At 45.5% G+C, this 17,426-nt stretch carries 17 protein-coding genes; 1 reads left to right on the plus strand and 16 read right to left on the minus strand.

Translation table 11 applies throughout. The annotated features are described in order from the left end of the window. Nucleotides 1–17: 17 nt before the first annotated feature. The 3 genes from MKZ04_RS13970 to swrA form a co-directional block, all read right to left on the minus strand. Nucleotides 18–311, minus strand: coding sequence for a DUF5316 domain-containing protein (locus tag MKZ04_RS13970; protein WP_020453090.1), 294 nt, complete (start codon nucleotides 309–311; stop codon nucleotides 18–20). Nucleotides 312–436: 125 nt separating this feature from the next. Then, nucleotides 437–1,672 (minus strand): PDZ domain-containing protein, encoded by a 1,236-nt coding sequence (locus tag MKZ04_RS13975; protein ID WP_445662245.1) that lies wholly within the window; start codon nucleotides 1,670–1,672, stop codon nucleotides 437–439. A gap of 273 nt (nucleotides 1,673–1,945) precedes the next feature. Continuing rightward, the gene (gene swrA, locus MKZ04_RS13980; RefSeq protein ID WP_003185659.1) at nucleotides 1,946–2,299 is read right to left on the minus strand and encodes a swarming motility protein SwrAA; all 354 of its coding nucleotides are present in this window, start codon (nucleotides 2,297–2,299) and stop codon (nucleotides 1,946–1,948) included. A 448-nt stretch (nucleotides 2,300–2,747) separates the two neighbouring features. On the opposite strand from swrA, the gene MKZ04_RS13985 reads away from it, so the two are divergent. Then, nucleotides 2,748–4,178 carry an IS1182 family transposase gene (locus tag MKZ04_RS13985; RefSeq protein WP_341045044.1) on the plus strand — a complete coding sequence of 477 codons (1,431 nt, stop codon included), beginning with the start codon at nucleotides 2,748–2,750 and terminating at the stop codon, nucleotides 4,176–4,178. Between the two features lie 20 nt (nucleotides 4,179–4,198). Here the strand turns inward: MKZ04_RS13985 and ctpB are convergent, their stop codons facing one another. From ctpB to fliS, 13 genes are all read right to left on the minus strand, one after another. Then, entirely contained in the window at nucleotides 4,199–5,617 is a 1,419-nt protein-coding gene (gene ctpB, locus MKZ04_RS13990) for a carboxy-terminal processing protease CtpB (RefSeq protein ID WP_020453092.1), read from the minus strand. A gap of 127 nt (nucleotides 5,618–5,744) precedes the next feature. Continuing rightward, nucleotides 5,745–6,803, minus strand: a complete 1,059-nt coding sequence (locus tag MKZ04_RS13995) for a tartrate dehydrogenase (protein WP_020453093.1) — start codon at nucleotides 6,801–6,803, stop codon at nucleotides 5,745–5,747. 154 nt (nucleotides 6,804–6,957) lie between these two features. After that, nucleotides 6,958–8,208, minus strand: a complete 1,251-nt coding sequence (locus MKZ04_RS14000; protein WP_151253363.1) for a murein hydrolase activator EnvC family protein — start codon at nucleotides 8,206–8,208, stop codon at nucleotides 6,958–6,960. Nucleotides 8,209–8,300: 92 nt separating this feature from the next. Then, the gene (gene ftsX / locus MKZ04_RS14005) at nucleotides 8,301–9,191 is read right to left on the minus strand and encodes a permease-like cell division protein FtsX (RefSeq protein WP_229129244.1); all 891 of its coding nucleotides are present in this window, start codon (nucleotides 9,189–9,191) and stop codon (nucleotides 8,301–8,303) included. Next, entirely contained in the window at nucleotides 9,184–9,870 is a 687-nt protein-coding gene (gene ftsE / locus MKZ04_RS14010) for a cell division ATP-binding protein FtsE (protein WP_003185670.1), read from the minus strand. Before ftsE ends, ftsX begins: the two co-directional genes overlap by 8 nt. 350 nt (nucleotides 9,871–10,220) lie before the next feature. Then, complete coding sequence (gene cccB, locus MKZ04_RS14015; RefSeq protein WP_020453096.1) at nucleotides 10,221–10,547, minus strand: cytochrome c551; 327 nt, start codon at nucleotides 10,545–10,547, stop codon at nucleotides 10,221–10,223. 48 nt (nucleotides 10,548–10,595) lie between these two features. Further along, nucleotides 10,596–11,450, minus strand: a complete 855-nt coding sequence (locus MKZ04_RS14020) for a YitT family protein (RefSeq protein ID WP_020453097.1) — start codon at nucleotides 11,448–11,450, stop codon at nucleotides 10,596–10,598. Nucleotides 11,451–11,653: 203 nt separating this feature from the next. Continuing rightward, nucleotides 11,654–12,755, minus strand: a protein-coding gene (gene prfB / locus MKZ04_RS14025; protein WP_096748347.1) for a peptide chain release factor 2 whose coding sequence is annotated in 2 segments (ribosomal slippage) — nucleotides 11,654–12,682 and nucleotides 12,684–12,755 — 1,101 coding nt in all. Because the reading frame shifts where the segments join, the coding sequence is not laid out codon by codon here. 62 nt (nucleotides 12,756–12,817) lie between these two features. After that, the gene (gene secA / locus MKZ04_RS14030; RefSeq protein ID WP_020453099.1) at nucleotides 12,818–15,343 is read right to left on the minus strand and encodes a preprotein translocase subunit SecA; all 2,526 of its coding nucleotides are present in this window, start codon (nucleotides 15,341–15,343) and stop codon (nucleotides 12,818–12,820) included. Nucleotides 15,344–15,503: 160 nt separating this feature from the next. Continuing rightward, the gene (gene hpf / locus MKZ04_RS14035; protein WP_025810706.1) at nucleotides 15,504–16,064 is read right to left on the minus strand and encodes a ribosome hibernation-promoting factor, HPF/YfiA family; all 561 of its coding nucleotides are present in this window, start codon (nucleotides 16,062–16,064) and stop codon (nucleotides 15,504–15,506) included. A 231-nt stretch (nucleotides 16,065–16,295) separates the two neighbouring features. Continuing rightward, a complete protein-coding gene (locus tag MKZ04_RS14040; RefSeq protein ID WP_020453101.1) occupies nucleotides 16,296–16,673 on the minus strand; it encodes a hypothetical protein in 378 nt (125 codons plus the stop codon). Between the two features lie 9 nt (nucleotides 16,674–16,682). Further along, nucleotides 16,683–17,024 (minus strand): flagellar protein FliT, encoded by a 342-nt coding sequence (locus MKZ04_RS14045; RefSeq protein WP_020453102.1) that lies wholly within the window; start codon nucleotides 17,022–17,024, stop codon nucleotides 16,683–16,685. Next, nucleotides 17,024–17,425 carry a flagellar export chaperone FliS gene (gene fliS / locus MKZ04_RS14050; RefSeq protein ID WP_020453103.1) on the minus strand — a complete coding sequence of 134 codons (402 nt, stop codon included), beginning with the start codon at nucleotides 17,423–17,425 and terminating at the stop codon, nucleotides 17,024–17,026. Before fliS ends, MKZ04_RS14045 begins: the two co-directional genes overlap by 1 nt. Nucleotide 17,426 lies beyond the last annotated feature (1 nt).

Here is a 17,426-nt window from a genome sequence, read left to right on the forward strand (position 1 = left end):
TTATTCGGAATCAGACGTTAAAAGGCGAAAAAGAACGAGATTCCGGCTGCCAGGAGGTTCGGCATGGCGAAAACGGCGAGTGCGTTTGCCAGTTTGCCGTTCCACTCCCTGTGCTCCTTCGTTTCCGAATCGTGATTTCCCTTGAACCGGTCACCGCTGACAAATACGCCGGAACATAAAGCAGACAGCAGAATTGCGCCTAGTCCGGCGGATCCCGAAACTTTGAAAATCAACGTCCAATCCCCGGCCGCAGCCGAAATCAATACAGCTATCAAACAAACAAAAACACCGGCGAGAAAAGCCTTTTTCATCAATCATTCCCCTTCAATCAGTTCTATCCATCATCCTAGCGGAACGTTTTGTAAAAGACAACCAAAAAGATTCCCCAAAAGGAAAAGCAAAAGCGCCCGAAAAAGCGGCGCTTTATTAACATCAATTATTCTGTTTCTTGTGAGGCGGCTGCCTCAGCGTGCTTCATCGCCGCATCCTCTTCTTTTACAAAGATGATGCCAAGCTCATGATGCTCTCCTTCATATGAAGCTCTTTGTTCAAAACGAATTTCATTGTTTAAACCGACGACTTCAAGTTTGAAGAAAGCACGGTTCTTTTGAAGCGCTTCGTAGAAGTCCGCCGCATTTTTCACTGAAATCCCGTTAACCTTCGTGATGATTTCGCCGATCTTGAGACCGAGATCGGCTGCCGGCGTGTTCGGAATAATGCCGAGCACCACGAGCCCCTGGTCTCTCTTTGAAAAATGGAAAGGGGCGGAATTATCGTTCATCCGCTGTTTCCATGATAAAAAGGCCCTTCCTGCGATCGCCGCTCCGGCGGCAAGAGCGGCAAGCGGCGTCCACCATACGCTTCCGGCCGCGAGCAGCAGAATGATAATACCAAGCACGCTGATGCGCTTCGCTGTAATTTTAATGCTTTCAATCGGAAGCGATCCTTGAACTCTTTGGCCGAAGCCGATGAAATAAGGAATCCAGAGGAGCTCAAAGCCTCCGTTAAATGACAGAACGGGCCACCACGGAACCGATGATTCGATCGCATGTCCCGGAATGAGAATGAACAACGGCAAAAGCCAGGTTCTGCCCGCAATCTGCTGGCCGATCGGGAGCCCCCTTTTGCTCATAACGATTGCAGGGGAAGCTTTGATATGTGCCGTTTTGTAGACAAGCACTCCTTCCGCTACCAACAGAAGTCCGAGCAAGACGGCAGCAGCCGGCCAATTCGTGAGGGACAGCTGCGGAAGTAATGCGTCAAGCGCTCCGAAACCGGTGTATTCGATACATAAACCGGCGACGATGCTCACACCAAGCGTATATGCCGCTGACAGCAGACTCTGTCTGAAAGTTAAAGCTGCGGCAACGCTGACCGCCGCTATTAAAACCAGCATACCCATCGGCAGATACAGCCCTAAGCCGAACGAAACAATGGACAGCACGAGTCCCGCCAAGAGTCCTTTGGAATATGTAAACTTAAACTCGTCATAAATATCTTCAATACGCGTATGAAACGTCTTTCTTTCACGTTTGATCCGGGCATAGCCGTAAGCAAGACTCATGATCATCATAAAATAGAAGAGCGGGTGCAGAAAAAACAATCCTGCTCCTTTTAAAAGTTCAATTAAGCTTTCTTCAACTGACAAGGGAACGTTCACCGCCTCAGCCAAGCATTTCAGGCCGCCTTAAATACGGCAGCTTTTTAACGTTGGATATTTTAGGGAAACCCAGCTTGTTTAAAGCGTCGGCACGAGGAAATGACGTGCGGCCGTTCAGGCGGGATGCCTGAGCCGTCAGCCGCAGAAACTTTCGTCATGATGCTCTAACGCCGGTGCTTTTTAAGCGCATTCGTGACGACAAATGCTGGCACCTTTAGGCAAGCTGGTGCATTTTATTATTATTCTAACAAATAATAAAATGCTTGGGTATGGTAAACGTGAGGTTTATTTCTCCTGGCTCATCCAAAGCGTCACATTCGACAAAGAAAAGTCTTTCAGGTAATGATTGACTTCGACATCTAGAATATCTCCTATCAGCTGCATTGACCGCTTGATATCGGTCAGATTGATGCCGAGCCGCTTGTGGTTGTCCATCAAGTAGTTGAAATAAAGTTCCGCGCAATCCTCATTGATATCCTCCACACTTTCGACCGAAGTGTAGTTTACGAGGTATCTGCTGAACAGCATAAGCAACCCTACTGCCTTTGTAGCGGAAAACGTAACGTCTTGTGATCGAACTTTTAACTGCTCCACTAATTCATAGTATTTTTTCTCTCTCACAATACTTGCCCTTTTCAATCGTGTACCCCCATTTATTATTTATATATAAGAAAAGCGCAAGCGTCAGACGACTCCACCAACAGAGACGAAGAACGCAAACCGCGCTAACATTCTCCGCAAAAAAAATGCACACATTATAATTCTTGAAAAAGCTTTGGTTCTATTTTAAAAAGTTTTCCTTAGTTATACAACTTGCAAAAGTTACATTTTTACTGCATCTTTACATCCTTATAAAGTCTCCCATACACTTATGTTATCGGGTCAATTCTATTCATTATGAATGTTTTTTTTATGAAAAAACAAAAATTTTAGGTAAAAAGATTGAGAATTTATTTTCTGAGAATAAAAAAAGTGAGGACATCCTGTGTCCTCACTTCAGCTTGTCGACAAAGCCACAAAAAGTGGCTTGATCGACAAGCTTTTTTTGTTAAAATGTGAGTGAAATCTAGTTTTTGGAGGTTTTTCCATGTTGTCTAAGCACTCTAAAGATCAGCGCGAACAGCTTGAAGTCTTTGCCTTAAGTGAACTTGTCCCGGAAGACCATCTGGTCAGGAAAATAGAAGAAGCCATGGACTTTTCTTTTATTTATGAAAAAGTTGCTCCCCTTTATTCTTCAAAAGGGCGCCCAAGCATTGATCCCGTTGTATTGATCAAAATGGTTCTGATTCAGTACGTGTTTGGCCACCGCTCGATGCGCGAAACCATTAAACGGATCGAAACCGATGTCGCTTATCGCTGGTTTATTGGATATGGATTTTCTGAAAAAATCCCTCATTTTTCAACCTTCAGTAAAAACTATGAGCGCCGTTTTCATGATACGGACCTATTTGAAACAATCTTCTATAAAATCTTGCGTCAGGCCATGGATCTCGGTCTTGTCGACCCGGCGGTCGCCTTTATCGATGGAACCCATGTCAAAGCCAATGCGAATAAGAAAAAGTTTGTGAAGAAGATTGTGAGAAAAGAAACAAGAGCTTATCAGGAACAATTAGATCGAGAAATTAATGCCGATCGCGAAGCCAACGGCAAAAAGCCCTTAAAGCCCAGGCAATGCTTAGAAGAACGAGAAATAAAAGAAAGTACGACAGATCCTGAGAGCGGTTATTTTGTAAAAGGTGAACGGGAACGTCTTTTTGCTTATGGTTTTCATACAGCTTGTGACCGGAATGGATTTGTGCTGGGGACGGTTGTTGAGCCTGCCAATATTCATGACAGCCAAGTGTTCACGACCCTGTTTCAACAGGTGAAAGAGCACGTCGCCAAGCCTCATACGGTCGCAGTTGATGCCGGATATAAAACGCCGTTTATCGCAAAATTTCTAAGTGATCAAAATGTCCATCCCGTCATGCCCTACACCCGACCACAAACTAAAAAAGGGTTCATGAGAAAACATGAATATGTATACGATGAATATTACGATGCTTATATTTGCCCTGACGATCATGTTCTGACATATCGCACAACCAACCGTGAAGGCTATCGGATTTATGCATCAGATCCAAACCGATGTGAACACTGTTCTTTTTTGAAGCAATGTACGGAAAGTCGAAATCATCGAAAGATGATTCACAGGCATCTCTGGCAGGATCATTTGGATGAAGCCGACCATCTTCGCCACACGGATGAGAATAGGCGAATCTACGCCAAACGCAAAGAAACGATCGAACGGGTTTTTGCGGATTTAAAACACAAGCATGGCCTGCGCTGGACAACCCTACGGGGTAAGAAAAAATTGTCCATGCAGGCGATGCTTGTTTTCGCTGCCATGAATCTCAAAAAGCTGGCGAATTGGACTTGGAAAAGTCCAATTCGCCAGCATTCTCATCGAAAAAACAGAATAAATTGGACAAAAATAGGTCGGATTATAAAAATCCGACCTATTTTGTCAACAGTCTGAAGTGAGGACATCCTGTGTCCTCACTTTTTGTTAAACAGCACTTTTAATGCGGTTTGCAGCTGAAGATCGTTCTTTTCTTTCATCTTTTTCTCTTCAATCCGCAGGTTCATTGTATTTGCCGTTTTTTGGTCAATGATGCCCGTTTGTTTCAGCTTGTTTTCAGCCTGAAACGCCATGACGGCTTTTTTTGTGCCTTTACTGTAATAGCCGTCTTCCCGGCCGGGGACAAACCCGAGTCCTTTCAGCAGGTGCTGTGCCCGCTTAATTTCATTGTTGTTCATATCCGGCTTGAGAGGCTCCTTCAGCTGTACAGGCCCCACCGAGAAATATGCAGGCTGGGCGACTGGAACGGTCGGCTGAATTCCCTGCTTATGGATCCAATTCCCTTTAGGCGTCAGCCATTTATACAGCGTCAGCTTAATATTGCTTCCGTCTCCCATCGGAACCGCTTGCTGGACGGTTCCCTTTCCAAAGGAAGGATCGCCCACCACATCGTAACCCTCGGCTTCTTTTAATGCACCTGCAAGAATTTCCGACGCTGAAGCGCTGCCCTTGTCCGTAATCACGCTCACAGGATATGGTTTTTTCTCTTTTAATTTTGAAAAGTATTGTTTTTTATTTCCGTTTCTTTCGGCGATTTGTATATATGGATGATCTTTTGTCACAAAATGTTTTAAAATGTCTTCAACGCTTTGCAAGTATCCGCCCGGATTGCCTCTTACATCCAAAACGAGCCCTTTTATTCCCTTTTTCTCAAGCTTTTTCAGTTCAGCAGTAAAATCTTTTGCCGTATGTTCGGAAAAGGAAGATATTGCGATATAGCCGACAGGTTTGTCCTGTATTTTTTTAATGGAAGCAAATACCGTTTCCAGCGGAATTTCATCGCGCTTAATTGTAAATGTCAGCTGATCTTTCATGCCGGGCCGATGAACTTTCAGCGTAACCGTCGACCCCTTTTTGCCCCTGATCTTTAATACGGCGTCATTCAAATCCATTCCGGCCATGGAATCGCCGTCGATACTGATGATTTCATCGTTCGGCTTTAATCCGGCTTTCTCTGCCGGAGACTGTTTAAAAGGAGAAACGATAATGATTTTCCTGTCTTCCATTCCGATTTCTGCGCCGATTCCTTCAAAAGAGGAATCAAGGGAATCTGAAAACCGCTTTGCCGTCTGTTTATCCATATAAACCGAGTATGGGTCATTCAATGTTGAAAGCATGCCCTGTATGGCTCCTTCCAACAGCTTTTCCCTGTCGACCTGCTCTACATATTCATTTGAAATCAGGTCATACGCTTTCTCAATTTTCTCCAATTCGTTTCTGACGGCAGCCGCTGATGCTTTTGGAACGGCATCATGAAACGGAATCGGACCGGCGCCTGTTACCAAGCCGCATAACAGGCTGAGCGCAATGATGAGCCGTGCAATCTTCTGATTCATCCTATACCTCCTCTTCTGCCTGCACTATGTTTTGTTGCTTGAAGTATTATGCGCAAAAACCGCCCGTATCATGTAATCGATTTTCCATTCACAGCAAAAAAACTGCCGGATTGCCGGCAGCTTTTGCTTATATAGTCTTCACACGCTTGATGATTTCTTCTGTCACTTCATCCGTCGTACTTGAACCGCCGATATCAGGCGTCAAGTAACCGCTTTTTAGAACGTCTTCGATCACGTCAAGCAATCTGGCACCGAGTTCTTCTTCTCCAAAATGATCAAGCATCATTTTAGCCGTCCAAATTTGGCCGATCGGGTTTGCAATTCCTTTGCCGATAATATCCGGGGCAGAGCCGTGCACAGGCTCAAACATGGACGGATATTTGCCGTTTACATTGATATTGGCGGCCGGCGCCACGCCTATACTCCCCATAATCGCCGCCCCGATATCGGTCAAAATATCACCGAATAAGTTGCTGGCAACAATGACGTCAAGCTTCTCCGGCTTCGTTACAAAAAAGGCCGACAGCGCGTCAATGTGCTGCGAATCAGCGGTAATGCCAGGGTAGTCTTTAGCCGTGTTCGCAAAGACTTCATCCCAAAAAGGCATTGAATATACGATTCCGTTCGATTTTGTTGCGCTTGTGACATGCTTTTTCCGTTTAGCCGCCAACTCAAATGCAAAGCGCATCGCCCTCTCCGCCCCTTTTCTTGAAAAAACGGCATTTTGGATGGCGATTTCATCTTCATCTCTGAAGATTCTGCCTCCGATCGAGCTGTATTCCCCTTCACTGTTTTCCCTGACGACAAGAAGATCGAAATCTTTTGGATTGGCCAGCGGAGACTTGATTCCTTGCAAATATTTCGCAGGTCTAACATTGATGACCTGTTCAAATTCGCGGCGGATTTTAATGAGCAGCCCCCATAGGGAAATATGGTCGGGGACAAGCTTGCTGTTTCCTACCGCTCCAAGGAAGATGCTGTCGAACTCTTTCAGCTGCTCCATACCGTCATCGGGCATCATTTCCCCGTGTTCCAAATAATACTCGCAGCTGTATGGAAACTCCGTAAACCGAAATGAGAGTCCTCCGTGAACATCAGAAACCGCTTTCAAAACTCGCTGTGCAGCAGGTACGACTTCTTTTCCTACTCCGTCACCGGGTATGCTGGCAATGTTGAATACTTTCATTAGATCATCCCCTATTCAAATAGTCGACTGTCGACAGATGTCACTTTCATTCTATACCTTGTGTTATTTTCTGACAAGAACAAATTTTGAAGCATCTCGATTTGAATAACAAAAAGCCGATTCGGTCCATTTCCGGACGAATCGGCTTTCATTTTTAAAGCGGTATATAATTGGCCGGGTCAACAGCATTGGATTTCGCGTTGTTCCAAAGGCCTTTATGAATTTCAAAGTGAAGATGCTGCCCGTAGGATTGGCCTGTATTTCCCATCGTTCCGATCACTTGTCCCTGTTCAACACGCTGGCCTGTCTGCACTTTAATCGAAGACATGTGAGCGTAGACCGTCTGATATGTTTGCCCGTTGATATTATGGGTAATAAACACAACATTGCCGTAGCTGGACGAGTAATGGGCGTTATAGACCGTTCCGGCGGCTGCCGCATGAATCGGAACACCTGAACCGCGCTTGGCGATATCTACGCCGAAGTGATTCCCGAGCGAACGATTTCCGAACCCGGAAGTAAATGTGCCGGAAGCAGGACGGATAAAGCCTGAGCTGCTTGGTGCCGACGGTTTAGAAGAAGAGGCTTCCGATTGGCCGCTTGAAGCCCGGCGGCTCGCTTCAGCTTCCTGCTTTTTCCGATGCGCCTCTTCAGCTTTGATCGCTTCATCCTGACGCTTTAAAATTTCTGCTTCATTTTCGAGTGAACCAAGTTCTTCATGCGCATGATCTTTATCTTGCTTCACTTTTTTCATGACGTTTGCTTTCTCTTTTTGCTGCTTGTCGAGCGTCTTTTTTAAATCTTCCAGGTCTTTGAGCGCTTTTTCAAGGCTTTCAAGATCCTTGCCCAGCTTTGTCTCCTTTTCCTCAACAAGCTGAAGATCGCGCTTTTGCTCTTCCATCAGGTCTTTATCAGCTTCGACAATTGTCGAAACCGCACCCGCACGGCTGATGAAATCCCCAAAGCTTTTCGAGCCGAGAAGCACATCTATGTATTGAACGGAACCGCCGTTTTCCTGCATGGAGCGAACCCGGTCTTTCAATATTTTATTGCGTTTCTCAATCTTTTCTTTAAGCTTTTTGATTTGCTTTTTCAGCTCTTCAATGCTTTTCTTTGTTTGGTCGATTTCTTCGTTTTTCTTTTCCAACTTTTCATTCGTGTTCGTCATCTGACGGTCGATTTTCTCGATCTCGCTTTTCAGGCCTGCTTCTTTTGATTCAAGCTTTGAAAGCTCCTGTTTCTTTTTTTCGAGTTTTGACTCGTTTTCAGATTTTTTGCTTTGAACGTCGCTCTTTTTTTTCTCCAAGTCTTCATAAGCTAAAGCATGGTTGCTTTTTAGGGGGATCAGCACTGCCGACGATCCGAGCACAGCGGTCAGCCCCAGCGTCATAAGCTTTCTTTTCAACCTTGGTTCCTCCTTGCCTTCAGAATCAAGGGAGCCCGGCGCTTTGCAGGCATCCCAGCTTTAAACATGATACAACCGGCGAGAGCGCCGGTTTAAACTTTTAAGAATTTGCGAATCGACATCAAGCTTCCCCATACACCGATAACGGCTCCGATCAGCACAAGGATCGCTGAAATTTGGAAGACGAACGGATTGTACGGCAAGAGCTGTATGAATGTGCCCTGAACTTTCGGAGCGATCCACTTAACGGCATGATGATACGTTCCGAGCAAAATAGCGATCGGAATGATAGAACCGCATACGCCTAAGAGCAGACCTTCAATGAAGAACGGCCAGCGAATGAACCAGTTTGTCGCGCCTACAAGTTTCATAATCTCGATTTCTTTGCGTCTTGCAAAAATCGTGATTTTGATCGTATTAGAGATTAAAAACATCGCCGTAAACAGCAGGCCGACAACCAATGCAATCCCGATTACTTTGGTGACACCGCTGATTTTAAACAGGCGGTCTACCTGCTCCTGCCCGTATGTCACCTTATAGACGTTGGTCAGCTTCTCAAGCTTCTTGGCAGCTTTCGGCGTGTCTTTTGGATCTGTGGTCTTTACGACAAACGCATCGTTCAGCGGATTTTCCTGCTCGAACATCGCAAAGAATTTCCCGTCTTCGCCAAAGCTGTCTTTCAGGTTTTTCAGCTCTTCATCTTTAGATGAATATTTGATACTGCTGATTTCCGGTATTTGTTTAATTTCTTTTTCCAATGTATTTTTTTGATCCTGGTTGGCCGTCAAGTCAACAAGCACTTTGACTTCGACTTCCTGTTCGGCTTTTAATGTCATATTGTATACGTTCAGCATGATGACCATGAACACGCCGACCAATATAAGTGTTACAGTTACAGCACTAATGGATGCGAAAGTCATCCACGCGTTTCTCCCGAGAGATTTTAAGCTCTCGCGCAAATGCCGTCCGAGAGTTCTAATCATAAGAACCATACTCCCCTCTAGCTTCATCACGCACAATGACCCCGTCTTCGATTGCGATGACTCGTTTCTTCATGGTGTTTACGATTTCTTTGTTATGAGTCGCCATAACGACTGTTGTTCCGCGGTTGTTGATCTCCTCGAGCGTCTTCATGATTTCCCAAGACGTCTCAGGGTCAAGGTTTCCCGTCGGCTCGTCAGCGATCACGACATCAGGGTCGTTGACGATTGACCGTGCAATTGAAACCCGTTGCTGTTCTCCCCCGGACAGCTGATCAGGGAATTGCCTTGCTTTGTGCTTCAGCTGGACAAGATCAAGCACTTCAAGCACTTTTTTTCTGATCACCTCTGGACGCTCCCCGATGACCTCTAAAGCAAATGCAACATTTTCAAACACCGTCAGCTTTGGCAGCAGTTTAAAGTCCTGGAATACAACGCCGATTTTCCTTCTGATAAAAGGAATCTCTTTTTCTTTGAGCTGCGCCAAATTTTTATTGTTTATGACAATCTTCCCTTTGGAAGGCTTTTCTTCGCGGTAAATCATTTTAATGAAGGTTGATTTTCCTGCTCCGCTCGGTCCTACAACATAAACAAATTCCCCGGGATATATAGAGATGCTTATTCCGTTCAGCGCCGAGACCCCGTTGGAATAAGTCTTATATACATCTTTTATTTCGATCATGTAATCACCTAATCTTCTATGTTTATACGGTCATACTCTTCGAAAGGACATGTCGTTTTGTGTCCTGCTAAATTCACGGTAAATGGTATTGATCCAAGCCCTTTTTCAACAACACCCATTATACGTCAAGATTAGACAAAATGATATTACAGTTTTGTTTCAATGCCGACATAAGTTATAGGAAAAACGCAAAATCAGACAAAAAATTTGTACTTTGAGCCTTTTCTGAGATAAAAGAACTTGTTTTTCTTCGTTCTTTAATAGGCATAAAGGCCTTTTCAACAAAAAAAGAACCTTTTTCACCCGAATGTGAAGAAGGTTCTCTTCGCCTCCTGACCGTCAAGGCATTCTTATTTTTTCTCTGAAAGCCACTTCGCGACCGCTTCAGCTTCTTTTTCGTCTACAAGATTGCCAGGCATTCCGCCGCGGCCGTTGACTACAATGTCTTTAATTTCGCTCTCCTTATACTTGCCGCCAACTTCTTTCAAGCTCGGGGCGGAACCGCCGGACAAATCCTTACCATGGCAGCCTGTGCAGTTTTGCTGGTAAATCTCTTCCCCGTCCGTTGCAGTTGCTTGCCCGCCTGTGTTTTTCTCTTTGCTTTCATTGTTATTGCCCCCGCAGGCAGCCAGCACAAAAGAAACAGCCATAAACAGAGTAAACAGCTTCATTTTCATTTTTTTAAGTCAGCTCCTTTAACAAGTCAACCTTTATTATAACCTCGATTACGCGCGTTTAAAACCCTCGCCAAGCACCTCTGAAGCATCCATTGCAATGACAAATGCAGACTCATCAATGTGTTTCACAAGTTGTTTCAGCTTTGTGAACTCGGTCTGGCCGACCACGCACATCAAAATGGGCCGCTCATCATCTGTATAGCCTCCGACCGCTGATATTTTCGTAATCCCTCTGTCAATTTTATTCAGTACCGCATGTCGAACTTCCTCTTCCCGGTTGGTAATGATCATCGCCATTTTGGAACGGTTCAGCCCGACCTGGATAACATCGATGGTTTTGCTTGATATATAAACGCCAAGCATAGCATACAGTCCCTGTTCGATGTTAAAAACAAACATCGCCGACAGGACGATCGTTCCGTCGATCAGCGCCAAACATTTGCCTTGCGAAAGCCCGGTGTACTTATGAATGATTTGCGCAGCCAGCGCAGTCCCGCCTGTAGAACCCCTTCCGAGAAAGACCATCCCGATACCAACTCCGATGCCGACACCGCCGAAAATGGCGGCTAAGAGCGGATTCTCTGTCGCCGGAGCAATGTCCCGTGTCATATATACGATAAAGGGGAGAAAAACAGACCCGACAAGCGTTTTAATGCCGAATTTTCCTCCGAGTATGAGAATCCCGGCAATAAATAAAGGAATATTAAATGCCCATTGCACATAGGCAGCTTCAAAGCCGAATGATTGCAAAATGGTGCTGATGCCGCTGACTCCGCCGGCTGCAATCCGGTTGGGAAGCAGAAACATATTAAATGTCATAGCGACGACAGCTGATCCAAACAGGATATAGCCGTAGTCACGCAACACCGCAAACAATTGATGTCTCGTTTTATCCATATTCATATCTGTCATCCTCCGCACGATTCGTTACCAATCGAGAGTATAGCATTTAGCTTATTGTAAGTAAATAACAGCCAAATAACGTATTAATCGGATAAAGCGGCAGAGGGACAAAGCTTCTTACGGCTTAGGCTGAACATATCCAAGCGGATTTACCCGCAAAAAAAAAAGACACATCTCACAATATGGATGTGTCTTTCTCCAATTTAGGAAAGCTTTGAACGCAAATATGCGTCGATGAAAGAGTCAATGTCTCCGTCCATAACCGCCTGCACGTTCCCCATTTCCGTGTTCGTTCTATGATCCTTCACTAGGGAATACGGATGGAAAACGTATGAGCGGATCTGGCTTCCCCAGCCGATTTCTTTTTGTTCGCCGCGAATTTCGTCAAGCTGTGCCTGCTGCTCTTCGATTCTGCGCTGATACAGCTTCGACTTCAGCATTTTCATGGCACGTTCGCGGTTTTTAATTTGTGAGCGCTCCGTTTGGCAAGTGACGATGACGCCTGTCGGCAAGTGGGTGATCCTGACGGCGGAGTCTGTCGTATTGACGTGCTGCCCGCCGGCGCCGCTTGCCCTGTACGTATCGACTTTAATATCTTCCGTACGGATCTCAATGTCGATTTCTTCGTTGAATTCAGGCATGACATCACAAGACACAAACGACGTGTGCCTGCGCCCTGATGAGTCGAACGGAGAAATTCTGACGAGCCTGTGTACGCCTTTCTCGGCTTTTAAATAGCCGTAGGCATTGTGTCCTTTGATCAGGAGAGTGACAGACTTGATTCCTGCTTCATCCCCTGGGAGGTAATCAAGGGTTTCCACCTTAAATCCGCGGCGCTCTGCCCACCTGGTGTACATTCTGAGAAGCATTGAACCCCAATCCTGTGATTCGGTGCCGCCGGCTCCCGGGTGAAGCTCAAGGATCGCATTGTTTTTATCATACGGCTCGCTTAACAACAGCTGCAGCTCAAATTCGTTAAATTGCTTTGTTAAGCTTTTCAGCTCGCTGACCAGTTCATTTTGCAAGTCTTGGTCAGGATCTTCTTTTAAAAGATCGTGTGTCATTTGCAGTTCTTCATGAGATTCGCTTAACTTGTTATACGTGTTGACATAATCTTTTAACGCATTCGCTTCATTAATGATCGTCTGCGCTTTCTGCTGATCTCCCCAAAAGTCAGGGTCAGCCATCTGCTCGTCTAATTCGCTGATTCTTGCTTCCTTTGTTTCGAGGTCAAAGAGACCCCCTGAAGTCCGCTAATCGAGTAGCCATATTTTCAAGTTCCTGTCTGATTTCTGCCAATTCCATTATTCTTTCACCTCATCATAGATTTCAGCCTGTTCAAAATAAAAAGAGGCGTGCACCTCTTTTTATTCTGTTCTTCCGCAGCAGTTTTTATATTTTTTTCCGCTCCCGCAGTAGCAAGGATCATTGCGTCCGATATCCACCGCTTTGCGGACCGGTTTTTTCTTCGCTTGCTTTTCCTCATCGCCTTCTTTCGGCTGATGGGCTGTCGTCTGTCCTTGAATGACCTCTTCGCGCTCAAGGTTGTTTTCAATTTCAGCCTTCATGACGAATTTGGCTACATCATCTTCGATGGCCGCGATCATGTTTTCAAACATTGCAAAGCCTTCCATTTGATACTCGCGAAGCGGGTTTGTCTGAGCGTAAGCGCGCAGATGAATTCCTTGACGCAGCTGATCCATCGCATCGATGTGATCCATCCATTTCGTATCCACTTCGCGGAGAACGATGACTTTCTCAAATTCGCGCATTTGTTCAGAGCCGTACCGCTCTTCTTTCTCATCGTATTTCGTCTTAATCCTGTCATAAATGAGCTCTGTAATCTCCTCAGGCTCTTTTCCGAAAATGTCGCTTTTCTCCACTCCGCCCTCATCAAGGAAATTCGCATTTACAAGCTCGACAAGGCCTTCAAGATTCCACTCTTCAGGCAGATCTTCCTTTGGCGTGTATGAAGCAACAGCCCTCTCAAGTGAAGCTTTAATCATATTTTCGACGATGGAGCGGAGGTTGTCGGAATCGATGACCTCAAAGCGCTGTTTATAGATGACCTCACGCTGCTGGCGGAGCACGTCATCGTATTGCAGAAGCTGCTTACGGGCATCAAAGTTGTTGCCTTCCACACGCTTCTGTGAAGATTCGACCGCTCTTGAAACCATCTTGCTCTGAATCGGCGTCGAATCGTCCATTCCGAAGCGGTCAAGCATCGCCATCGTCCGTTCTGCACCGAAGCGTTTCATTAATTCATCTTCCATGGAAAGATAAAATTGGGTGATACCAGGGTCCCCCTGACGGCCTGAACGTCCGCGCAGCTGGTTGTCAATCCGCCGTGATTCATGGCGCTCTGTACCGATAACGGCCAGTCCGCCAAGCTCTTTTACGCCTTCGCCAAGCTTGATGTCCGTACCACGTCCCGCCATGTTGGTCGCGATGGTGACCGCGCCTTTTTGCCCGGCATCTTCGATAATCTGGGCTTCCCGCTCGTGGTTTTTCGCGTTTAACACCTGATGCGGAATGCCTTTATTTTTAAGCAGCTTTGAAATCAATTCAGATGTTTCAACCGCAACCGTACCGACAAGAACCGGCTGACCGACCATATAGCGCTGGGCGACATCCTCTGCAACAGCTTTAAATTTTCCTTCCATGGTCCGGTAAATTAAATCCGGGCGGTCATCACGGGCGATCGGCTTGTTGGTCGGAATCGTTACAACCTGCATGTTGTAGATGTTGCGGAATTCTTCTTCTTCCGTTTTTGCCGTACCCGTCATCCCTGCCAATTTTTCATACATGCGGAAATAGTTCTGGAAGGTGATCGTCGCGAGCGTCATGCTCTCATTTTGGATCTCAAGTCCTTCCTTCGCTTCAATGGCCTGGTGGAGCCCGTCGCTGTAGCGGCGGCCTTTCATCAGACGGCCTGTGAAAGAGTCGACGATAACGACTTGGCCGTCTTCGACGACGTAATCGACGTCTTTATGCATCGCCGCATGGGCTTTAAGCGCCTGGGCAATATGATGGTTTAAGGCGACATGGCGGACATCAAACAAGTTTTCGATGCCAAATGCCTTTTCTGCTTTTGTCATCCCTTCTTCAGTCAGCTGAACGCCTTTTGTTTTCACATCGTATGTGTAGTCCTGATCCACTTTTAACGTGCGGACAAACGCATTGGCCTGAACGTACAGCTTTGTTGATTTGGCCGCTTGTCCAGAAATGATGAGCGGCGTTCTTGCTTCATCGATCAAAATCGAGTCGACTTCATCGATGACTGCAAAATGAAGCGGACGCTGAACCATCTGCTCTTTATAAAGCACCATGTTGTCGCGCAAGTAGTCAAAGCCAAGCTCATTATTCGTAGAGTACGTAATATCGGCTGCATAGGCTTCACGCTTCTCGTCTTTTGAAAGGCTGTTCAGGTTTAAGCCGACTGTCAGCCCGAGAAATTCATAGATTTTTCCCATCTCTTCAGCATCGCGGCTCGCCAGGTATTCGTTGACCGTCACGATGTGAACGCCTTTCCCTGACAAAGCGTTCAAATAAACAGGCATTGTGGACGTCAGCGTTTTACCTTCCCCCGTTTTCATTTCGGCGATATTCCCTTCATGAAGGGCAACGCCTCCCATCAGCTGAACCTTAAACGGGAACATGCCTGTCACACGCCGGGAAGCTTCCCTGACAACGGCAAACGCTTCAGTCAAAAGATCGTCAACTGTTTCGCCTTTTTCAAGGCGCTCTTTGAACTCGATTGTCTTTTGTTTCAAAGCTTCGTCTGAAAGCCTCTCTATATCTGCCTTGAGCGCATCAATCTCGTTCGCTTTCTTTTCATAACGGCTGAGCGTGCGTTTTGTCGGATCAAACACTTTATTTAAAATTCCAAGCATAGAATAACGCTCCTCTTTATTTTCCTTGTTTAAGTATGAGTAAACAGTAATTTTTATATATGCAATATCATATCATACCTTTTGTCATTTCCAAACAATTTACCGCGGGGAAACGGAAAAAATCCCCTCTGCGGAAGATCCGGGAGGGGACTTGATATATTTATTCGTTCGGTTCGATCAAACCGTATTTTCCGTCGTTTCTTCGGTAGACCACATTGGTCAGATTGGTTTCGGCGTTTGTAAATACAAAGAAGCTGTGTCCAAGCATATTCATTTGTAAAATCGCTTCTTCATTATCCATCGGTTTTAAATTAAAGCGCTTTTGACGGACAACCTGCGGCTGTTCATCCTCAGTGTCATCCTGCACGGCCGTTCCGATGCCGTTTTCTTCGGCAAAAACATACTTCGGAGAACCTTTTTCGCGGAATTTCCGGTTCACTTTTGTTTTGTGCTTGCGAATTTGACGTTCCAGTTTGTTCGTTGCGAGATCGATTGCATTGTACATATCTTCGTGGTGAACTTCCGCACGGAGAGAGAGGTCTGTCATTGGAATTGTCACTTCCACCTTAGATTCCTGATCGTTGTAGAATTTCAAGTTGACGTGAACAATCGCATCAACGTTATTTTCAAAATAACGCTCAAGCTTTCCAATTTTCTTCTCGACGTGTTCTCTTAACGCTGGTGTTACCTCAATGTTTTCTCCTCTGACGTTGTACTCCATCAAAAGAACGCCTCCTTTATATTAAGGATATGTAAATACATTTCGTCTTTTCCCTGCTGAATTCCTGCATAAACGTAAAAATTATGTGAAAAATCCGTGAATTTTGACGAAGATTGTCTCCTGTCATTTGAACCCCTTTATTAAATCTTAAATATATTCACATGCGAATAAAATCAGAACGCCATTTTTGCTTTTTAAAAAATATGGCATACACCTGTCAGGTGTATGCCGTCAATGGATAACGTAAGGTCTCATGCATTGGTGGATCGTTTTCATCCATTCCCGATAAAGCGGTAAAAAATGATGGGTTAAGTCATGCTGAAATTCAGCAGACGGATAATTGTAATAAATCAGACTGTCAAACTCACGGAAGACTCTGTCAAAAAAACGAATCGAAGATTTGGCACAGCTTGTCTCCAAAATCGACAGCAATACAGCGTGCGACGAATCCAACTGAAAAAAAGCATAGATTAGATCGTTAAAAATCCGCTCTCCTTCTGTCTTCGCCAAATCTTGATTCGCTTCTATTAAATAGCAAAACCCCTCTTCAATCGTAAACAAAAGCTGATAATAAGTCGTTAAGAGCATGTAATCGTCGGTGCTTGTCAAAGCGATCACCTATTTGCGCTTGTCATAATATGTGCCGTCAATCGTCATGTTGGCGTACGGATTGATATAGGAATGATGCATGGCTCGCTTCTGCTTCGCCTGAAGCAGCTCATGTTTGACAGCCTGCTGCAGCCTTTTTAGTTCGGCCATGAGCAATGGCTCCATATCCGTCACTTGCCGCAGCTGCTGCTTTTCTGTCTCAGAAAGAGGCGGCTTGATCTCCTTGATCAAGCCATCGCGTTTTTCAAGAAAAGCTTCGATTGCCTGAACCAGCTCATCACTTTCCGGGGCGTCTTTTATTTGAGCGAGCATATGTTTTGTTTCGCTGTACAGCAGCTCAATCTTTTCCATTATGCCAGCCCGCCCGATCCGAACCGGCCCTGCCGTTCGATTTGAAGCGCTTGCTTCCAGGCATCGCGTAAATCTTTAACATACCCTTCGACTTCCGTCACGATATCTTTGTCATTGCGAATGTTGGCTTCAACCAGGCGGCGGTGGATATACTCGTACATTGCCCCCATTGATGCGGCCAATTCGACTTTCCGGTCAAGAGTGATATTGAGCTCCTGAATAATCTTTTGAGCTTTAACAAGGTTCGTATTTTTCGTTTCCATATCCTCTTGTTCAATCGCCTGTTTCGCCAGCTTCATAAATTTAAGGCAGCCATCAAATAGCATAAGCGTCAATTCTCCAGGGGTCGCCGTGTTGATTGAATTTTGCTGATAAGCTGCATACGGGTTGTTTAAAGCCATT

Source organism: Bacillus sp. FSL W7-1354 (assembly GCF_038002405.1).
Classification (GTDB): domain Bacteria; phylum Bacillota; class Bacilli; order Bacillales; family Bacillaceae; genus Bacillus; species Bacillus paralicheniformis.